At 49.4% G+C, this 19,363-nt stretch carries 16 protein-coding genes and 3 pseudogenes; 12 read left to right on the forward strand and 7 right to left on the reverse strand.

Going from position 1 to position 19,363, the window contains the following annotated elements; translation table 11 throughout:
• Positions 1–126 precede the first annotated feature (126 nt).
• A complete protein-coding gene (gene pdeR, locus OK023_RS16705) occupies positions 127–2,121 on the forward strand; it encodes a cyclic di-GMP phosphodiesterase (protein ID WP_317693774.1) in 1,995 nt (664 codons plus the stop codon).
• Between the two features lie 18 nt (positions 2,122–2,139).
• Here pdeR and OK023_RS16710 read toward each other — a convergent pair whose 3' ends face one another.
• Positions 2,140–3,006, reverse strand: a complete 867-nt coding sequence (locus tag OK023_RS16710) for a crotonase/enoyl-CoA hydratase family protein (RefSeq protein ID WP_317693775.1) — start codon at positions 3,004–3,006, stop codon at positions 2,140–2,142.
• 485 nt (positions 3,007–3,491) lie between these two features.
• On the opposite strand from OK023_RS16710, the gene yhjD reads away from it, so the two are divergent.
• Both yhjD and OK023_RS16720 read left to right on the forward strand, forming a co-directional pair.
• Positions 3,492–4,493: an inner membrane protein YhjD gene (gene yhjD / locus OK023_RS16715; RefSeq protein ID WP_317693776.1), complete on the forward strand. Its 1,002-nt coding sequence runs from the start codon at positions 3,492–3,494 to the stop codon at positions 4,491–4,493.
• A 216-nt stretch (positions 4,494–4,709) separates the two neighbouring features.
• Positions 4,710–5,246, forward strand: a pseudogene (locus OK023_RS16720) (IS6 family transposase); the annotation flags it as partial.
• An 18-nt stretch (positions 5,247–5,264) separates the two neighbouring features.
• Here the strand turns inward: OK023_RS16720 and OK023_RS16725 are convergent.
• A protein-coding gene (locus tag OK023_RS16725; RefSeq protein ID WP_317692555.1) for an IS3 family transposase occupies positions 5,265–6,430 on the reverse strand; the annotation gives its coding sequence in 2 pieces (ribosomal slippage) (positions 5,265–6,166 and positions 6,166–6,430; 1,167 coding nt in all).
• A gap of 71 nt (positions 6,431–6,501) precedes the next feature.
• Here OK023_RS16725 and OK023_RS16730 point away from each other — a divergent pair.
• The 3 genes and pseudogenes from OK023_RS16730 to OK023_RS16740 all read left to right on the forward strand — a co-directional run.
• A pseudogene (locus tag OK023_RS16730) lies at positions 6,502–6,663 on the forward strand (IS6 family transposase); the annotation flags it as partial.
• Between the two features lie 52 nt (positions 6,664–6,715).
• Positions 6,716–7,126 (forward strand): annotated as a pseudogene (locus tag OK023_RS16735) (IS6 family transposase); the annotation flags it as partial.
• Positions 7,127–7,306: 180 nt separating this feature from the next.
• Positions 7,307–7,627, forward strand: coding sequence for a hypothetical protein (locus OK023_RS16740; protein ID WP_317693777.1), 321 nt, complete (start codon positions 7,307–7,309; stop codon positions 7,625–7,627).
• On the opposite strand, the gene OK023_RS16745 is transcribed toward OK023_RS16740, so the two are convergent.
• Both OK023_RS16745 and OK023_RS16750 read right to left on the reverse strand, forming a co-directional pair.
• Positions 7,624–8,442 (reverse strand): DUF4225 domain-containing protein, encoded by an 819-nt coding sequence (locus OK023_RS16745; protein ID WP_317693778.1) that lies wholly within the window; start codon positions 8,440–8,442, stop codon positions 7,624–7,626. The two genes, OK023_RS16740 and OK023_RS16745, sit on opposite strands and share 4 nt — an antisense overlap.
• 612 nt (positions 8,443–9,054) lie before the next feature.
• Positions 9,055–9,762 (reverse strand): group II intron maturase-specific domain-containing protein, encoded by a 708-nt coding sequence (locus OK023_RS16750; protein ID WP_317693779.1) that lies wholly within the window; start codon positions 9,760–9,762, stop codon positions 9,055–9,057.
• Between the two features lie 47 nt (positions 9,763–9,809).
• Between OK023_RS16750 and OK023_RS16755 the strand changes: the two genes are divergently transcribed.
• From OK023_RS16755 to OK023_RS16775, 5 genes are all read left to right on the forward strand, one after another.
• The gene (locus OK023_RS16755; RefSeq protein WP_317693780.1) at positions 9,810–10,505 is read left to right on the forward strand and encodes an IS6 family transposase; all 696 of its coding nucleotides are present in this window, start codon (positions 9,810–9,812) and stop codon (positions 10,503–10,505) included.
• 198 nt (positions 10,506–10,703) lie between these two features.
• The gene (locus OK023_RS16760) at positions 10,704–12,026 is read left to right on the forward strand and encodes an MFS transporter (RefSeq protein ID WP_317693781.1); all 1,323 of its coding nucleotides are present in this window, start codon (positions 10,704–10,706) and stop codon (positions 12,024–12,026) included.
• Between the two features lie 106 nt (positions 12,027–12,132).
• Positions 12,133–12,885 (forward strand): CDP-diacylglycerol diphosphatase, encoded by a 753-nt coding sequence (locus OK023_RS16765; protein ID WP_317693782.1) that lies wholly within the window; start codon positions 12,133–12,135, stop codon positions 12,883–12,885.
• A gap of 52 nt (positions 12,886–12,937) precedes the next feature.
• Complete coding sequence (locus OK023_RS16770; protein ID WP_317693783.1) at positions 12,938–13,141, forward strand: 4-oxalocrotonate tautomerase family protein; 204 nt, start codon at positions 12,938–12,940, stop codon at positions 13,139–13,141.
• Between the two features lie 160 nt (positions 13,142–13,301).
• On the forward strand, positions 13,302–14,234 hold the full coding sequence (locus tag OK023_RS16775) for a sugar kinase (RefSeq protein WP_317693784.1): 933 nt from the start codon (positions 13,302–13,304) through the stop codon (positions 14,232–14,234).
• A 125-nt stretch (positions 14,235–14,359) separates the two neighbouring features.
• On the opposite strand, the gene ilvC is transcribed toward OK023_RS16775, so the two are convergent.
• Positions 14,360–15,835, reverse strand: a complete 1,476-nt coding sequence (gene ilvC / locus OK023_RS16780; RefSeq protein WP_317693785.1) for a ketol-acid reductoisomerase — start codon at positions 15,833–15,835, stop codon at positions 14,360–14,362.
• Between the two features lie 199 nt (positions 15,836–16,034).
• Here ilvC and ilvY point away from each other — a divergent pair, with 199 nt between their 5' ends.
• Positions 16,035–16,916 (forward strand): HTH-type transcriptional activator IlvY, encoded by an 882-nt coding sequence (gene ilvY, locus OK023_RS16785; protein WP_317693786.1) that lies wholly within the window; start codon positions 16,035–16,037, stop codon positions 16,914–16,916.
• A gap of 178 nt (positions 16,917–17,094) precedes the next feature.
• Here ilvY and OK023_RS16790 read toward each other — a convergent pair whose 3' ends face one another.
• Positions 17,095–17,796, reverse strand: coding sequence for a DUF2461 domain-containing protein (locus tag OK023_RS16790; RefSeq protein WP_317693787.1), 702 nt, complete (start codon positions 17,794–17,796; stop codon positions 17,095–17,097).
• A gap of 21 nt (positions 17,797–17,817) precedes the next feature.
• Complete coding sequence (gene ilvA, locus OK023_RS16795; RefSeq protein ID WP_317693788.1) at positions 17,818–19,362, reverse strand: threonine ammonia-lyase, biosynthetic; 1,545 nt, start codon at positions 19,360–19,362, stop codon at positions 17,818–17,820.
• Position 19,363: the final 1 nt, after the last annotated feature.

Here is a 19,363-nt window from a genome sequence, read left to right on the forward strand (position 1 = left end):
GTTGCCTATCAAAGTGAATGATTACCTATATAATAGAAATGACTCGCAAAAGACGTTTATCCTGTGGTGAGAAATCGGTGATACCGGGCCTGCATGCCCGACCGCCCTGCTTGTTGAGGAATGATCATGTCCGCAGACCAAGGCCCTACGCTACTTAACACCCATTTTGGCACCTGCAGCCCATATTGGCATCTGGCGTTTGATAGTAACGCTCTGGAGTTAACAGCAGTCAAAGATAAAACCCACGTTGCAGTAGCACTTAGCGACATGCAGGCAGCAAAAATCCGCCGTTTGAGTGGGATCACTGCCAGTTTGGATATCACGATTCAACTAGGTGGGCAACCCATCCATCTACATCTGGTGGGCAGGCGGGTTAACAAGTTTAAATGGGCAGGAACCGCTTCTGCCTATACCGATACTCAAGCAGTAGCCCGCGATCTGGTTCACGGTCTGTCATTTGCCGAGCAGGTCGTTTCAGAGGCCAATTCCGTCATTGTCATTGTTGACCAGCATGGCCGCATCCAGCGTTTTAACCGTCTAAGCGAAGAGTACACGGGTTTGCAGGAACAGGATGTGATCGGCAAAAACGTCTTCCAGATGTTTATGAGCCCGGAAGAAGCCGCCGCCTCCCGCCGTAATATTGCCGGTTTTTTTCGTAACGGTTCCTCCTACGAGGTGGAACGTTGGATAAAAACGGTGAAAGGTGAGCGATTATTCCTGTTTCGCAATAAATTCGTTCATAGTGGTAGTGGGAAAAAAGAGGTATACCTCATCTGTTCAGGAACGGATATTACCGAGGAGCGCCGCGCGCAGGAACGCCTGCGTGTGCTGGCTAATACCGATATCATTACCGGCCTGCCAAACCGTAATGCCATTCAGGATGTTATCAATCAGGCAATCAGCGAACGAGGCGAAAGCAGCGTCGGCTTGGTTTATCTTGACCTCGATAACTTCAAAAAAGTGAACGACGCCTACGGCCATATGTTTGGAGACCGCTTACTGGTTGAAGTTGCCCATGCCATTCTCGGTTGTATTAACCAGGGAAATATGCTCGCCCGCCTTGGGGGAGACGAGTTTTTGGTATTAGTATCTCACGCTGACCGTATCCAACTACAAGATTTGGCTCAACGTATTATTGAACGTCTGAAAAGCCCATTTCGCATTGGCCTGATCGAGGTCTATACCGGTTGTTCTATCGGCATTGCGCTATGCCCAGAACATGGTAACGATCTTGACAGTCTGATCCGCTGTGCAGATACCGCTATGTACGTCGCCAAGGAACAGGGTAAACGCACCTATATCGTGTTTTCATCAGAAATGAACCGTCGCGTTGCCGAATACATGTGGTTGGATACCAACCTGCGAAAAGGACTCGAACAGCATCAACTGGTAGTGTATTACCAGCCTAAGATCAGGTCACGCGATGGGGCAGTAAGTAACGTGGAGGCTTTGGTTCGCTGGGACTCACCAGAACGGGGGCTGATTCCTCCCTCGCTGTTTATCTCTTATGCCGAAGAATCCGGGCTTATCATCCCGCTTGGTCGCTGGGTACTGCGAACCGCAGCCAAGCAGGCAGCCAAGTGGCAGCGACAAGGTTTGAATATCCGCGTAGCGGTCAACCTTTCGGCCCGGCAGTTGATCGATGATAGTGTCGTCGATGATCTTGCCGAGGCGCTTGAAGAAAACCAACTTTTCCCCTGTATGTTGGATTTTGAACTGACCGAAAGTAGCCTGATAGAGGATGAGAAACGGGCACGGGAAGTGATTACCCGGTTAAGAACATTCGGCGCACAGGTGCACCTTGATGACTTTGGTACGGGTTATTCTTCTTTGGCGCAGTTGGCGCGTATACCCCTTGACGCCATCAAACTGGATCAAAGCTTTGTACGTGGGGTAAATATGGCCCCAGTGTCGCAATCATTGATCCGCGCCATCGTAGCCGTTGCTGAAGCACTGCAGTTTAAGGTGATTGCTGAAGGTGTAGAAACGGAAAGTGAAAACCAGTTTCTAGATTGCGTAGGCGTTGACGAGAAGCAAGGTTTCCTGTTTGCACAGCCAATGTTACCGGAACAGTTGGAACATTGGCTGCAATCATATAGCCCGCTTTCACCGCTAGAGTGAAGCGGGCACGAGTTTAAGTTAGACTGCGCGACGCAGGTTAAGCGCATGCTTATCCTGCAGTCTCACTAGCCGTTCAATATACAGGCGATCTTTCTCCTCAATGGTAAAGGCCGAATGAACCCAGTCTTCAGTAATGTCCATCAGTTCAGAACGTGTCAATTGCAATACCCGCTGACGTGCACGCAAGATGGCCCGCATACCGTTTAATTTCGGCCTGATGGTATCAATGAAAGTGCGTGTAGCTACATAGGCATCTCCTGGGTTGAACAAGTGATCAACCAACCCACGGCTTTCAAACCATTCAGCGGAGTGGGATTCGCCACTCCAAATCAGTTCTTCTGCCAGACGCATCCCAGCTCTACGAGCCACCAGCGAGTATCCCCCCATGCCTGGGAACAAGTTGAAAGCAATTTCGGGAAACCCCATACGTGCGTTGTTCTGTGCCAAGACAAAATGGTGCGCCAGAGCAGCCTCAAAACCACCGCCCAATGCACTACCTTCCACCATGGCAATGCTGATTGCACCGATATCAAAACCACGGGCAGCCGCATGTACACAGTCAATGCAGGCACGGGCATAAGCCATCATCGCTTCTCGTTTACGGTTTTTGATCGCTTCCGCAAAAAAGCTCAAATCACCCCCGACATTGAACATATTTTGCACCAAAGAACCGGTAACCCAAAAATCGAACTGCAATGTAGACTCTTTCGCTGCCTGCGCCAGCGTCATAATGTCTTCAATCAATGCCTGATTGAAACAAGGACGAGGTTCAGCACGTAACATCATCCACATTATGTGACGATCCTCCTCATAATAAGCGGAAAGCTGTGACAAGTTGCCCGCTTCGGTGAATGGGCGACAGGTTGGATGATTGAATAGTTTCATAGGACCTTCCATTTATCTATTTATAACAAGTGGTAACCGTTCCAGCCCTAATGGCTGCAGTAGGCGCAGACAGCTTGAAAATGCAGCGCCATAAGATGAGTAAACCCCTTCTTGGCAGTTAAATAGATAAAAATTGGAAGTATTCATAAAAGCGTGTGCATAGTGAATAATACAAAAGGAAACTTCTTCGCTTTCCAAACGTTGCCAATCAATTTCAAGCTGCGACCGTTAGAGGTAAAGGCCACAACATTTCTTTTGCTGTTAAGCCACTCGCCTTAGCTGTGTCCGAATCGACAACACATTTGGTTATAATCGAGGGTATGCTAGGCTGTTTTCCCTAAAGGCGGGTGCTATTTGAGCGCATTGCTGCGTTGTTCGCCGCTTATTTGGCCCACCAAACCTGACGCCTTGTCTTACGCTAAAATGACCGCCAACGGCGCTCGCGTGCAATTAGATAGAACCTAGGCTAAGGAAACCGTGAAGTAATGCAGACAGAACAAGATAAAGACACTCAACAAACTCAGCACCAGACTAAAGAGCCTACGCTGATGCCCCTTAAAACGGGCCATGCAAAACTGGATAACGGCCTATCTGTATTTTCTCGCTGGGTAAAACATGTGAAAGCATGGCCTAGTATCGCGCATTGGCTAAGAGCGACAGAACGCTTTAACGATCGCCTGGGTAGCCAGTTTGGTGCAGCCATAACCTATTTCTCTTTCCTTTCGCTGATCCCGATTCTGATGGTCTCGTTTGCCACGGTCGGTTTTGTGCTGGCTTCCAATCCAGACTTACTGGCTGAACTGATCAATAAAATTGTCAATAGCATCAGCGACCCCTCCCTAGCAGCTACGCTAAAAAACACCGTGAATACGGCTGTTCAGCAGCGTACAACCGTTGGCCTTACCGGTTTAGCGTTAGCGTTGTATTCAGGTATCAGTTGGATGGGAAACCTACGGGAAGCTATCAGAGCCCAATCGCGTGATGTTTGGGAACGTCATCCGCAAGATCGAGAGAAAATCTACTTCAGATACACCCGCGACTTTATTTCCTTGATCGGCTTAGTAGTTGCACTGATCATCACGCTATCGCTAACGTCTATTGCCGGTTCAGCCCAAGCCACTATTGTTCACGCATTAGGGCTGGATGGCATCGAATGGCTTCGTCCTGCGATGACCTTGATCGCGCTGTCTATTTCTATCTTCGCCAACTACCTGCTGTTTTTGTGGATTTTCTGGATGCTACCGCGCCATAAACCAAAGAAAAAAGCACTGCTGCGGGGTACATTACTCGCCGCTATCGGTTTTGAAGCGATTAAGTTTGTGATGACCATGACACTGCCACAACTCGCAAGATCGCCTTCAGGTGCCGCCTTTGGTTCTGTGATTGGTTTGATGGCGTTCTTCTACTTCTTTGCTCGACTGACATTGTTTTGCGCCGCATGGATTGCGACAGCACAATACAATCAGGATAAAAAAAGTTGTAGGTGAATTGGTCACACCATAGGCTACAGTGTATTCATGCTAACCTTGGCAACACAATTAGTTTCCTATGCTAGGAACGCGGCGATTAATTAGAATATAACTTCAAAAAATAGATGTTAAACCGGGAAAAACAGCATAAGAGACTGAGGCATCACTTTTATTGGCTCTGTTGCATTAAGCTGCCGTCGGTTAACATGCCGTTTTTTATGATGTTATCTGACAATGTCTCTGATAAGAAAAGCCTTCAAACGTCTGCACTATCCCGTGGATGTCATCGCCCAGTGTGTTCGCTGGTACTTGGCCTATGCCCTGAGTCTGCGCAACCTGGAAGAAATGATGGCAGAACGCGATATTGTCGTTGACCATTCTACCCTGTATCGCTGGGTTATCCGGTTAACCTCACTGCTTGATAAGGCCTTCCGCAGGCACAAGCGCAGTGTTGGACCTCGGTGGCGAATGGATGAAACCTACATCAAAATCAAAGGTCAGTGGAAATATCTGTACAGGGCTGTAGATACTCAAGGTCAGACCATCGACTTTCTGCTGACGGCCAAGCGGGATGCGGCGGCAGCCTTGCGTTTCTTCCGTAAGGCCATTCGTCATCATGGCAAACCGGAAGTGGTGACCCTCGATAAAAGCGGAGCTAATACAGCGGCACTGGCTACGCTCAATGCTGACAAGGCGGAAGAAGAGAGTATCACGGTAAGACAGAGTAAATACCTGAATAATCTGATAGAGCAAGACCACCGAAACATCAAACTGTAGTGGATCACAAAATCAGGACACCTTCGTAGCCTTTTTCCACTGCTCTTCGTATTCACAGGGCGGTAATCCACCATTGTGCCGATGGGGGCGTACCGTGTTGTAATAACTTTGTATCCATTCACCGATATCTCGTACCGCATGATGGATATCCATATAACCCCCGACAGGCAGCCATTCACTTTTCAGGCTTCGGAACACTCTTTCCATTGGTGAGTTATCCAGGCAGTTACCCCTGCGGCTCATACTCTGCATCACTCCGTTCCTCCACAGTAACTGCCTGTATTTCTTACTCCTGTACTGCCCTCCCTGATCCGAATGAAACAGCAGCCTCTTTTCCTTTGGTCGCGTCTCCAGTGCATTACGCAGGGCTCGACACACCAGCTCGGCATCCGGGGATGACGATATGGCACTGCCCACTATCCGACGGGAGTAAAGGTCAATCACCAGTGCCAGGTAGCACCAGCCACCATTGACTTTGATATAGCTGATATCTCCACTCCACACACGATTGGGCTCCGACGGCTTAAACTGCCTTTTCAGTAAGTCTGGCGATGCCAGTGACGTCTCCCGTTCACCTCGGTAACGAGGCTTGCCGGGTTGGCGACTCGCCAGACCACATTCCTGCATCAGCCTGCGGGCCAGCCAGCGCCCCACGTTATAACCCGACTGACGCATCAGCAGACTCAGTGTTCTGCTGCCGGCTGCTCCCCGGCTCTGTTGATGCAATTTCCGCACCTGAGCACGCAGTTGCAGACGTTTTACATCAACCCGCGAATTCAGCGAGGCATAGTAAACACTGCGCGTTACTTTGAGCAGGCGGCACAATTCGACCACCGACCATTTTGTTTTCAGCCGTGTGATTAACGCAAAGATTTGATGGGGAGCTCGCTCATCAACACGGCTGCCTGCTTTAGTATTTCTTTTTCCATTTCTAGCCGTTTAATCTGCGCTCTGAGCGACTGGATTTCACGTTGCTCTGGTGTCAGTGCAGGATTGTCCGGCGTCACCCCGCTGACTTCTTCTTTGTGCTGGCGTATCCATTTACGCAATTGGCTGGGGTCCAACTCCAGAGCGCGTGCAACCTCGATGGTTGACCGCTGATACTTAACGACCTGCTCAATAGCTTCCAGTTTGAATTCAGGAGAAAAACGGCGTTTGGTCTGTTTAGGTTGAGTCATTATCAATTACCTCAATTGGCTGTCATTAAATTAACAGGCTATTGAGGTGTCCGGTATTACTGATCCACTACAAACGCCGGATACGGTCGATACTGGGATTCAACTCATCTCGTCGAGCACAGACGATATTGACCGGCATTGAATGTGTGCAGATGATACGTAAAGGTCAGTTTCAGCATCTCGACGGCGAGGGTTTATCCCCGGCGGAACAATTCTATCTGTTGGCCGCCTAAAAAACAGGCAGCACAACTTTTGCTAACCTCTTTACGCTAATGCAACAGAGCCGCTGTAGATACTCAAGGTCAGACCATCGACTTTCTGCTGACGGCCAAGCGGGATGCAGCAGCAGCCTTGCGTTTCTTCCGTAAGGCCATTCGTCATCATGGCGACCCGGAAGTGGTGACCATCGATAAAAGCGGAGCTAATACAGTGGCACTGGCTACGCTCAATGCTGGCAAGGCGGAAGAAGAGAGTATTACGGTAAGACAGAGTAAATACCTGAATAATCTGATAGAGCCAGACCACCGAAACATCAAACGCCGGATACGGTCGATGCTGGGATTCAACTCATTTCGCCGAGCACAGACGATATTGACCGGCATTGAATGTGTGCAGATGATACGTAAAGGTCAGTTTCAGCATCCCGACGGCGAGGGTTTATCCCCGGCGGAACAATTCTATCTGTTGGCTGCCTAAAAAACAGGCAGCACAACTTTTGCTAACCTCTTTACGCTAATGCAACAGAACCGAAAAATCTGGGGTTCCGGCGTAGAACCCCAACGAAATGCACGCAATTTCACGGGTGTTATGGAAAGTTTTGTCTGTTTTTGCGATGATGATACAGGTTTAAGTTACTAGATTAAGGATGTTGATGTTATGGACTTCAGCAAAGAGCGCCTTTTAGCGTCAGGGTTTACAGAGAGGGAATTGCAGATCCTGCAAAACAACATCGACAGTTTTGGTGGAACAATGGAAGAGGTTATAAGGGATTTAGCTAAAAGGTTTAAAATTTTTCTGTGGGTTTTTTTTTGTAGTCTCGCGTTTTTTTTATTTCTTATTTACTCAAAGCATGATGATTTATTGTATGTTTTTTCTGGCGGTGTTTCTTTGCTTATTGCGGTGCTGATTATTGCACTGATTCAACCGCCAATAATTTCTTATAAATCATGGCGGTTTTGCAGAGTAGGAAATAATTAACTGTTGCCACTGTCTGTGCTGGTTAGGTCAAATATTACTTTGGCAGAAATGCCAAAGCCAACTATTTTCATCGTCAGTTTTGGTTTGCTCATGGTGGTTACTTTTCTGTGGAAATCACTCTTGATGTAACGAAAAAGTCGCCATGCTTCGGGTTTTCTCATTAGTCCAGCAATACTATAAATGCTGGCTGCTAATGAAACTGAATTATATACAGCAAGTCCTGACTCTGGTCTAAATCCGATGAATTTCGCTATTTCCATAGTTTGATCTGCAATGATTCCTTCAGATTTTGAATTATCCATTTTCGTTAAATTGATAATCTCTTTTGATATCTGATTAACTCCATCGGCAATAAGAATTGCTCCAGCAAGCACTCCTATTGGTGTTCCTGTAGCAATCATCATGCCGCCACCGACAATAGCCATACCTGAGACAACTACTTTAACTGCGCTGATAACATAGCCAACAATTATATTATTTTCGCGGATAAACTCAACTTTGGCATAGAGTTGGGCTGTTTTCATTCGCAACATATTACTCTGCTCTTCAAGGCTTTCATTCTCAGCCCTAAGTGCTGTTACACACGCTATGCACTCCTCGTCGGTTTTTGCGCTGCGTGCAGTTAAGAACTGCCTTTCAATAACCTGTTTGATTTCCTCAACGAAATTCATTCTTGTCATCGCATCCTGAAGATGCAATGAGGAAAGCTTATTGGCTGTACTTATAAGTTTTCTTGCTTCAAGGTTAATCATTGCCTCTGCCCAACCCTGATTCCTGCGACCAGTGCGCATAATGCTAAGTAGTGACTCATCCATATGGTATCTCCATCCCAAAATGTGTGGTTATTCATGTGAGTGTCTCGTCATGAGACTAGGGTCTATCACGCTTATGCCGACGGCAGATTTACGTTGGTGATCTCGTTTTTAGGCGGATCTTTCAAAGATACTCTTGAGATCGTGGAGTTCTGCGCGTAATGTCCTGCCCTGTAAACGAAAAAACCCGCTAAAACAGATGGCGGGTTGGTTCGGGTTCGTTGAGCTGCAAACTCTTCGAAACCGGGCGGTAACTGGACTTTGGCAGGAACAGTCGCCAAATTTGTCTGATGAGTGTAGCCTCAAGTTGCACCACCCTTCAAGCAGAATTGTATCTAAATCGCTCCGTCTGTTCCTGCAAAAGTCCAGTTACCAATGGCTGCTGCCAGTGGGGCTTTAGCGTGTCCAGTCCGGGTTGGGCTAGCGGGAGCACTTTCGCAGAAACTTACGGTTTGGGGTAATGATAGGGGGCAATAACGGCCAACAGTTGGTGCTATAAAGTCGGATAAGCACAGCCAGTTGCCTGACTGTGCTCTCCTAAGAACGGAGCGTGCGACTTTCACCGCACTCCGCTCAAGCCTCTCAAAGGCATTTATTGTTACCCGGCAAGGCTTCTCATAACGCGGTTTCCGGCGATATATGCCAGCTGTTTCGACTTTTATCCCGATTTTCCTTGCGTGAACGCCAGTAACTGGCGAACGCCGGATCATAAGGTGTCGCCTCACCACGGATTTTGGTATGCCGTTTTATCGGGATAGTGACCAGTTGAGTCAGATATTCTGAGGTCGTCACACCATCAAAATGCGATCTTCCCTGAAAACACCAGTGCCGCGCATATTCCGGTAAAAAGTACTTTCTGGTTACCCATCTTGCGCCTTTATTCGGATGCCTTCGCTTTGCCCAGCGCTGTAATGTTTTGAATATCTGGCAGTCAACATATCCAAAGGTTTGATTGGCGACGCTGTGTCTGTAATAGTTTCCCCAGCCCCGTAATTTGGGATTGAGTAGCCTGATTAATTCACTTGTCGCCATTGTGGGATGGGATTTGATTAGTGCCCTGGTGTTCCTGATAAACGTTAATACGTTGGCTTTACTGGGTTTAATCAGCAGCTTATTTCTGTATTTACGAATATTGAACCCCAGAAAATCAAATCCCTGACTAATGGACGTCGTGATGGTCTTCTCGGGAGAGAGTTCCAGTCCGCGCTCATTCAGGAACGACACAATTAACGGTTTTATCGTATTCTCCAGCAACTCCCTTGAGGCACCTGTGACAACGAAATTGTCGGCGTAGGAGATGAAGTTGACCTGGCTCTGTTGCATTAAGCTGCCGTCGGTTAACATGCCGTTTTTTATGATGTTATCTGACAATGTCTCTGATAAGAAAAGCCTTCAAACGTCTGCACTATCCCGTGGATGTCATCGCCCAGTGTGTTCGCTGGTACTTGGCCTATGCCCTGAGTCTGCGCAACCTGGAAGAAATGATGGCAGAACGCGATATTGTCGTTGACCATTCTACCCTGTATCGCTGGGTTATCCGGTTAACCTCACTGCTTGATAAGGCCTTCCGCAGGCACAAGCGCAGTGTTGGACCTCGGTGGCGAATGGATGAAACCTACATCAAAATCAAAGGTCAGTGGAAATATCTGTACAGGGCTGTAGATACTCAAGGTCAGACCATCGACTTTCTGCTGACGGCCAAGCGGGATGCGGCGGCAGCCTTGCGTTTCTTCCGTAAGGCCATTCGTCATCATGGCGAACCGGAAGTGGTGACCCTCGATAAAAGCGGAGCTAATACAGCGGCACTGGCTACGCTCAATGCTGACAAGGCGGAAGAAGAGAGTATCACGGTAAGACAGAGTAAATACCTGAATAATCTGATAGAGCAAGACCACCGAAACATCAAACGCCGGATACGGTCGATGCTGGGATTCAACTCATCTCGTCGAGCACAGACGATATTGACCGGCATTGAATGTGTGCAGATGATACGTAAAGGTCAGTTTCAGCATCTCGACGGCGAGGGTTTATCCCCGGCGGAACAATTCTATCTGTTGGCCGCCTAAAAAACAGGCAGCACAACTTTTGCTAACCTCTTTACGCTAATGCAACAGAGCCCGCTTAAAACCATAAAAAACAACCACATTAAAACATTAATCTTTTTAGAAGGTTAAATTACCATTCTGTTTGAAATTTCGCCGTTGAAAAGGTATTTTGCTATGACTAAGATGGCTTTTTTAATATTCCAACTATAAGAAATCACTATGCAAACCCCCATTGCAACACCCCCTGACGCCGAAACAGCGTCAGCCCCGGTTAACTCTCGGAGCAAAGTCATTGTCGCCTCTCTTGTCGGTACCGCCATCGAGTTCTTTGATTTCTATATTTACGCCACCGCTGCGGTGCTTGTGTTTCCCCATATCTTCTTCCCGCAAGGCGATCCGGCTGCGGCCACGCTACAATCTTTGGCCACTTTCGCAATTGCTTTTGTCGCACGGCCAATCGGTTCAGCCCTGTTTGGTCACTTTGGCGATCGCGTTGGGCGTAAAGTCACTCTGGTGGCCTCGCTGTTGACCATGGGGATCTCCACTGTGTTGATCGGGCTACTACCAAGTTATGAAGCGATCGGCATCTTTGCCCCTATCCTACTGGCACTGGCGCGATTCGGCCAAGGGCTTGGATTAGGTGGTGAATGGGGGGGCGCAGCTCTGCTGGCAACCGAGAACGCCCCAGCGAACAAACGGGCGCTGTATGGATCATTCCCTCAGTTAGGTGCACCGATTGGATTTTTCTTCGCCAACGGCACTTTCCTGCTGCTTTCCTGGCTGCTGACGGACCAACAGTTTATGACTTGGGGTTGGCGCGTACCTTTTATCCTTTCTGCTGCGCTGGTTCTCGTTGGCCTGTACGTCCGTATTTCACTGCATGAGACTCCCGTATTTGCCAAGATAGCCAAAGCTGGCAAACAAGTGAAGATCCCGCTAGGGACATTGTTGAGCAAACATATGAAGGCAACCATCTTGGGTACTTTCATCATGTTAGCCACTTACACGCTGTTCTACCTGATGACCGTTTACTCTATGACCTTCGGGACGGCCCCAGAACCTTTAGGATTAGGTTACTCACGCAATAGCTTTCTCTGGATGTTGATGGTAGCGGTGATTGGCTTTGGTGTCATGGTACCCATTGCGGGCTTGCTGGCCGATGCTTTTGGCCGCCGCAAGACCATGATTGTAATTACGATGCTGATGATCGCCTTTGCATTCTTGTTCCCCAGCATGTTAGGTTCGGGCAATCAGGTCTTGGTTATGGCATTCCTACTGATAGGGCTAAGCATTATGGGGCTAACCTTCGGCCCGATGGGGGCGTTGCTGCCAGAGCTATTCCCGACCGAAGTGCGATATACCGGAGCTTCGTTCTCGTATAACGTAGCCTCGATCCTGGGCGCGTCGGTTGCCCCCTATATTGCAACCTGGTTGGCTAATAATTACGGGTTGTTTTACGTAGGGATGTACTTGGCAGCCATGGCAAGCCTGACACTGATTGCTCTACTGTTGATGAAAGAAACCCGTCACACGTCACTTTAGGCCATATTCCTTAGGGTACTTTTACGGCCCCTGCTTTGGGGCCGTTTGTTGCGGTCATAAAACCCGGCTATGCTGTCAGACAAATTCATAAGTGTGGAAAACGCTCATGTTATTGCGCCATTGGCTTTTTTTGTCTGCTGCATTAGTGGTGGCCGCCGCTACTGCTCTCTATGCCTGGCTTAAACCCGCTCACCCAGACGCACTCTGGCACATCATCAACCAACAGTGTTTACCAAACCAACGGCAAAACCACCATCCAGCCCCTTGCACTCAAGTGGACGAGCAAGCAGGATTTGTGGTGCTAAAAGACCGTAACGGACCTTTGCAATATCTGTTACTGCCAAGCACAAAAATCTCCGGTATAGAAAGCCCGCAGATTTTAGAGCCAGAAACGGCAAATTTCTTCGTATTAGCCTGGCAAGCACGCCATTTTATGGCGAATAGATACGGCGAGCAGATCGATGATGCCAATATCTCACTGGCTGTCAATTCTGAATATGGCCGTACACAAAATCAGCTGCACATCCATATCTCCTGCCTGCAACCTGCGGTAAAAAATAAACTGGCGCAGTTACAAGTCACTCCCAGCGAACAATGGCAACCATTTCCTGGCGGGCTGATGGATAAACCCTATCTGTTTCGCCGCGTTTCCACCAGTGAGCTGCAACAGCAGGGCGCATTCCGTTTGTTAGCACAAGGTGTCGACGGCGCAAGTGAAAATATGGGTAGCTATGGCATGGCGATGTCCGTACTACCCGATGGCAATTTTCTATTGTTGGCTATTAAACGCAATTTCTTGCAGTTGAATATGGCTTCAGCAGAAGAACTCCAGGATCATAACTGCAAGGTCCTGCAATAATATATTTCAGCTTCCGGAAACAGCCAGTACATCAATCATAAAGGAAAATAAAATGCCTTACGTCAATATCAAAATTACCCGTGAAGGGGCTACCCCAGAGCAGAAGAAACAGTTAATTGCCGGCGTTACTCAACTGTTGGTCGACACGTTAGGTAAGAATCCGGCCACTACCGTGGTCGTGATCGATGAAGTAGACATCGATAACTGGGGCATCGGTGGTCAATGCGTCACCGACCTGCGCGCGTTAGCCAAATAGTTTCCCCTCATCAATAATCGGGAAACAGCAGGTTTCCCGATCGCGATCATGAAATAATTAAAACGCCGTTTTATTTATATTGACTCAATTCTCCCTTGCGTTGAGACTGGATATATTTCGCCTCAACCCTATTTCATTCATTGTTCAGCCAGAGATTATCATGAACCGTAAAAACCTCGCCGTGATCGGCGAATGCATGATCGAAATGTCGCAAAAAGGCGCAAATCTCAGCCGCGGATTCGGCGGCGATACCCTGAATACCGCTGTCTATATTGCTCGCCAAGTCCCTCAGCATGCCTTGAGTGTGCATTATGTTACCGCTCTGGGCACCGACAGCTTCAGTCAGGAAATGCTTCAAGCCTGGCAACAAGAGCAGGTAAAAACCGATCTGACTCAACAGTTGGACAATAAACTGCCAGGGCTGTATGTGATCGAAACCGACGATGCCGGTGAACGTACCTTCTATTACTGGCGTAATGATGCCGCTGCCCGTTACTGGTTGGATAGCCCACAAGCGGAAAGCCTGTGTGCCCAACTGGCACGGTTTGATTACCTTTACCTAAGCGGTATCAGCGTTGCCATCCTCAACCCTGCCAGCAGGAAAAAACTACTGAATCTGTTGCGTCAATGCCGAGCTCACGGTGGCAAGGTGATTTTCGATAACAACTACCGCCCAAGGCTGTGGCAGAACCAGGACGAAACCCAGCAAACCTATCGTGATATCCTTTCATGTACCGATATCGCTTTCCTCACGCTGGATGATGAAGATTTACTGTGGGGTAAACAACCTATTGAGCAGGTTGTTAATCGCACACGAGATTTTGGTGTAAGTGAGATCATCATCAAGCGTGGGGCAGACTCGTGCCTGGTATTCAGTGCGGATGGAACAATCCACGACGTGCCTGCCGTCAAATTACCAAAAGAGAAAGTGATCGATACGACAGCAGCAGGTGATTCATTTAGCGCCGGCTATCTGGCAGTACGCCTAACCGGTGGTGACGAAACCAATGCCGCTAAACGCGGCCACCTGACCGCCAGTACGGTGATCCAATACCGTGGGGCCATCATCCCACGAGACGCGATGCCGAAGTAATTCAACGCTAAGAAAAGCAAAAGGCCAGCGACAATGCTGGCCTTTTTATTGGGCTCGATAGGGCAATTTTATACCCTATCGATTTCAAGTTGCAGGTAGGCTGCAACTTGAAGGACAAAGAGTATTTAGCCTGCAACCGCGATGCGTTTCATATCGGTCATATAGCCACGCAGCTTGCGGCCAACGGTTTCGATTGGGTGGTTACGTACCGCTTCATTCACATCACGCAGTTGCGCGTTGTCAACGGTGGTTCCTGCAACGGATTTACCCAGATCGCCAGCCTGCAGTGTGGTCATGAATTCTTTCAGCAGCGGTACTGCAGCATAAGAGAACAGATAGTTACCGTATTCGGCAGTATCAGAGATAACCACGTTCATTTCATACAGACGCTTACGCGCAATGGTGTTAGCGATCAACGGCAGTTCGTGCAGGGATTCGTAATATGCAGACTCTTCGATAATACCGGAATCCACCATGGTTTCGAACGCCAGCTCAACACCCGCTTTCACCATCGCTACCATCAGTACGCCGTTATCGAAGTATTCCTGTTCGCTGATTTTCCCTTCGAACTGTGGTGCATTTTCAAAGGCAGTTTTACCGGTCTCTTCACGCCAGGTCAGCAATTTCACATCGTCTGCTGCCCAGTCGGCCATCATACCGCTGGAGAATTCACCAGAGATGATGTCGTCCATGTGTTTTTGGAACAGCGGAGCCATGATGCCTTTCAATTGCTCAGACAGCGCGTATGCACGCAGCTTCGCCGGGTTGGACAGGCGATCCATCATCAGGGTGATCCCACCCTGCTTCAGCGCTTCGGTGATAGTTTCCCAGCCAAACTGAATCAGTTTTTCCGCGTAAGCGGCATCGGTACCTTCAGATACCAGTTTGTCGAAGCACAGCAAAGAACCGGCCTGTAACATACCGCACAGAATAGTCTGCTCACCCATCAGGTCAGATTTCACTTCTGCAACGAAAGACGACTCCAGTACGCCAGCACGGTGACCACCGGTTGCCGCTGCCCACGCCTTGGCAATCGCCATGCCTTCACCTTTTGGATCGTTTTCCGGGTGAACGGCGATCAGCGTCGGCACACCGAAACCACGCTTGTATTCTTCACGCACTTCGGTGCCTGGGCATTTAGGTGCAACCATCACCACGGTGATGTCTTTGCGGATCTGCTCACCCACTTCAACAATGTTAAAGCCATGGGAGTACCCCAAGGCGGCGCCATCTTTCATCAGCGGCTGTACGGCACGAACAACGGAAGTATGCTGTTTGTCTGGCGTCAGGTTAACAACCAGATCGGCCTGTGGGATCAGCTCTTCGTAAGTCCCGACTTTGAAACCGTTCTCGGTCGCTTTACGCCATGATGCACGCTTCTCATCAATGGCTTCTTTACGCAATGCATAGGCAATATCCAAACCAGAGTCGCGCATGTTCAGACCCTGGTTCAAACCCTGCGCACCACAGCCGACAATCACCACTTTTTTCCCTTTCAGGTAACCGGCTTCATCTGCAAACTCGTCACGCGCCATGAAACGGCACTTACCCAATTGCGCCAACTGCTGACGCAGGTTTAATGTGTTGAAATAGTTAGCCATGGTGATACTCCAATTAGATGTTGTATTTATACCCGCCGTCCTTCAAGTTACTTGGGTATAGCAAAATTATTTTCACCCCCGCTCTGTGTGAGCGAGATCTGTTGGATCCAATGTATAACAGGAATTGCGTTGCTTAAATTGATATATTACGAATGTGATATTGCAATTTATGCAACACTTCTGCTGCGAGCATACTAAAATGGATTTACGTGATCTCAAGCTGTTTCTGCATCTTGCTGAAAGTCATCACTTTGGCCGCACAGCCAAAGTGATGCACGTCAGTCCTTCAACACTTTCCCGGCAAATCCAACGGCTGGAAGAGACTCTAGGACAACCGCTGTTTCTGCGAGATAACCGCACCGTACAACTCACCGATGCTGGTGAACAACTGAAAATTTTTGCTCAGCAAACGCTGCTGCAATATCAGCAGTTGAAACATGCGCTTGGCCAGCATGGGCCATCGCTTAGCGGTGAACTTCGCCTGTTCTGCTCAGTTACCGCCGCCTACAGCCATCTACCCCCGATCCTTGACCGCTTCCGCGCCCAGCATCCGTTGGTGGAAATCAAACTGACTACGGGTGATGCCGCCGATGCGGTAGACAAAGTGCAATCAAATGAAGCCGATCTCGGGATCGCCGGGAGGCCGGAAACGCTGCCCACCAGCGTGGCTTTCACCCAAATTGGTGAAATCCCATTGGTGCTGATTGCTCCAGCCCTGCCTTGTGCGGTTCGTACCCAGGCTTTTGCTGAACAACCCGACTGGGCCAATATGCCCTTTATTCTGCCGGAACATGGCCCTTCACGAAAACGCATTGAGTTATGGTTCCGCCGCCAGCGCATCACTAACCCGCTGATCTACGCCACCGTCAGTGGACACGAAGCGATCGTCTCGATGGTTGCTTTGGGCTGTGGTATCGCGTTGATCCCTAGCGTGGTTGTAGACAATAGCCCGGAACCGGTACGCAACCGTATTTCCCAGTTGGAGAATGTTTCCATGGTCGAGCCTTTTGAACTGGGCGTATGCGTGCTGAAGAAACGCCTCAACGAACCGCTGATCGAGGCATTCTGGCATTTACTATGAACGAAATGCCATTTCGTTATGAACTCCATTAACTCATTCATTAAAAACTGAAAATACCCTATGGATTTCGAGTCACAGCTAGGCGGCGAGCGTGCTCATCCCCAGTCACTTACTTAAGTAAGTGACTGGGGTGAGTAAGCGCAGCCAACAACGCTGTGGTTTGAAAGACGACGGGTATTCATAAATCTTGCGGGTCAACCTGCTTCATCGCCTCAACCTGCATCAACCAGTGGTACAGCGGTTCCAACTGCTGAAAGCCCTGCGCCAACAACGTGACCAGATTGGCGCTGAAGAGTTTTTCCACTTCACTGTCAGTGACCATGACCGCAAAGGATTTGCGGTTGTACCAGGTGGCAATTTCTGCTGCCTGCTCTTTCACCAGCGGGCGCTTATAGCTCTCGCCCATCAGTTCGAACGGCGCTCGGCAGCAAGCCGCTATCTCTAAAAACGGCTTTGGCCTGCGCTGCAGGGTATGGCGAAATAAGTCCATCGTGGCTTTGTTGGCGCTGTAATATCCCAAGCCATAGCGCAGCATGTCTGGCCCCAGTTCAAAAAAGTACACCGGCGCATCTTTCCAATCCTTGCTTGGCCGCTTGAAGGTCAACCACATGCGGCTGCGGTAACGGGATTTATCATGAGAAAAGCGCGTGTCGCGATGAATACGCGACAGCGTTTTGCCGATTGCCGGGCGAGTCTCGAACTGCGGATCAATCGTTAGCATCGTCGGGCTCAGCGCATCCACCAGCGAACGAAACGGCGTTAATAACTCACGGTCATACACCGCACGATTGGCGTCAAACCATGCTTTGTCGTTTTCGATCCGCACCTGTTGAAGGAAATTCAACCCTTGCTGACTGAAGCCGGTAAACTGATTGACCATACGCTGTCCTTTTCGCTGCGTTCATCCCTGCAGGAAGAAACGGAATGCCGGGTTATCAGTCTCATCATGACAATCATAACCTAGCGCAGTCAGGTGCTGCTCAAACTCGGGATCGGTCTGCGAAAGCTCAAAACCCGCCAATACGCGGCCAAAGTCTGTACCGTGGCTGCGATAATGGAATAGAGAGATATTCCAATGAGTACCCAGCGTTTGCAGGAACTTAAGCAATGCCCCCGGTGACTCTGGAAATTCAAAGCTATAGAGCCGCTCCCGCAATGGTTTAGAAGGCCGGCCACCGACCATGTAACGTACATGCAGTTTCGCCATCTCATCGTCAGACAGATCAACCACCTGATAGCCACCATTGTTCAATTCATCAATGATTTCCAACCGTTCAGCATGGCCTCTACTCAGACGCACACCAACAAAGATGCAAGCGCTGTCGGCATCCGCATAACGGTAGTTGAACTCGGTTACCGAACGCCCACCAAGCAGTTGGCAGAATTTCAGGAAACTGCCCTTCTGTTCCGGTATGGTCACTGCCAGTAGTGCTTCGCGTTGTTCCCCCAACTCACAGCGTTCGGAAACATAACGCAGACCGTGGAAATTCACATTCGCGCCGGAAAGGATGTGTGCCAGCCTTTCACCCCGTATATTGTGCTGCTGCACATACTTCTTCAACCCTGCCAGCGCCAGCGCGCCAGAAGGTTCAGCGATAGCACGTACGTCTTCAAACAGGTCTTTCACCGCTGCGCAAATCGCGTCGCTATCGACAGTGATCACATCATCCAAATACTCGCGACACAGACGGAAGCTTTCATCACCAACACGTTTTACTGCGACACCTTCGGCAAACAGCCCTACGCGAGCCAGATCGACAGGATGCCCCGCATCCAGCGCAGCACGCAAGCAGGCTGAGTCTTCGGCTTCTACACCAATCACCTTGATTTGAGGCATCAATTGCTTGATCAGTACCGCGACCCCTGCCGCCAAGCCACCACCACCTACGGGAACAAAAACGCGATCCAGATGCGCATCCTGCTGCAACAGTTCCATCGCCAACGTACCCTGCCCAGCGATCACTGCGGGATGGTCAAACGGTGGTACAAAAGTCATCCCCTGTTGCCGCGAAAGCTCGATCGCCTTGGCTTTAGCCTCGTCGAAGTTTGCCCCGTGCAGCAACACCTCACCACCAAAACCACGCACCGCATCTATTTTGATATCCGCAGTGGACACGGGCATCACAATCAGGGTTTTGATCCCCAACCGGTTGCCAGAGAGCGCTACGCCTTGCGCATGATTTCCCGCAGAGGCGGTGATTATGCCACGCGCTTTCTGCTCTTCATCCAGGCTGGCGATCATCGCGTAAGCCCCACGCAGCTTGAAGCTGTGCACCGGCTGACGATCTTCGCGTTTCACCAGGATCGTATTACCGAGGCGCGAAGAGATCTTGCCCATCGTCTGTAACGGGGTGACCTGAGCCACCTCGTAAACTGGCGAGCGGAGAACCGCTCGCAAATATTCCGCGCCACAGGGAGCGTCGGGTAGGGGTTGCGATACTGCCATT

Origin of the sequence: Serratia sp. UGAL515B_01, assembly GCF_033095805.1 — a bacterium.
Lineage (GTDB): Bacteria > Pseudomonadota > Gammaproteobacteria > Enterobacterales > Enterobacteriaceae > Chania.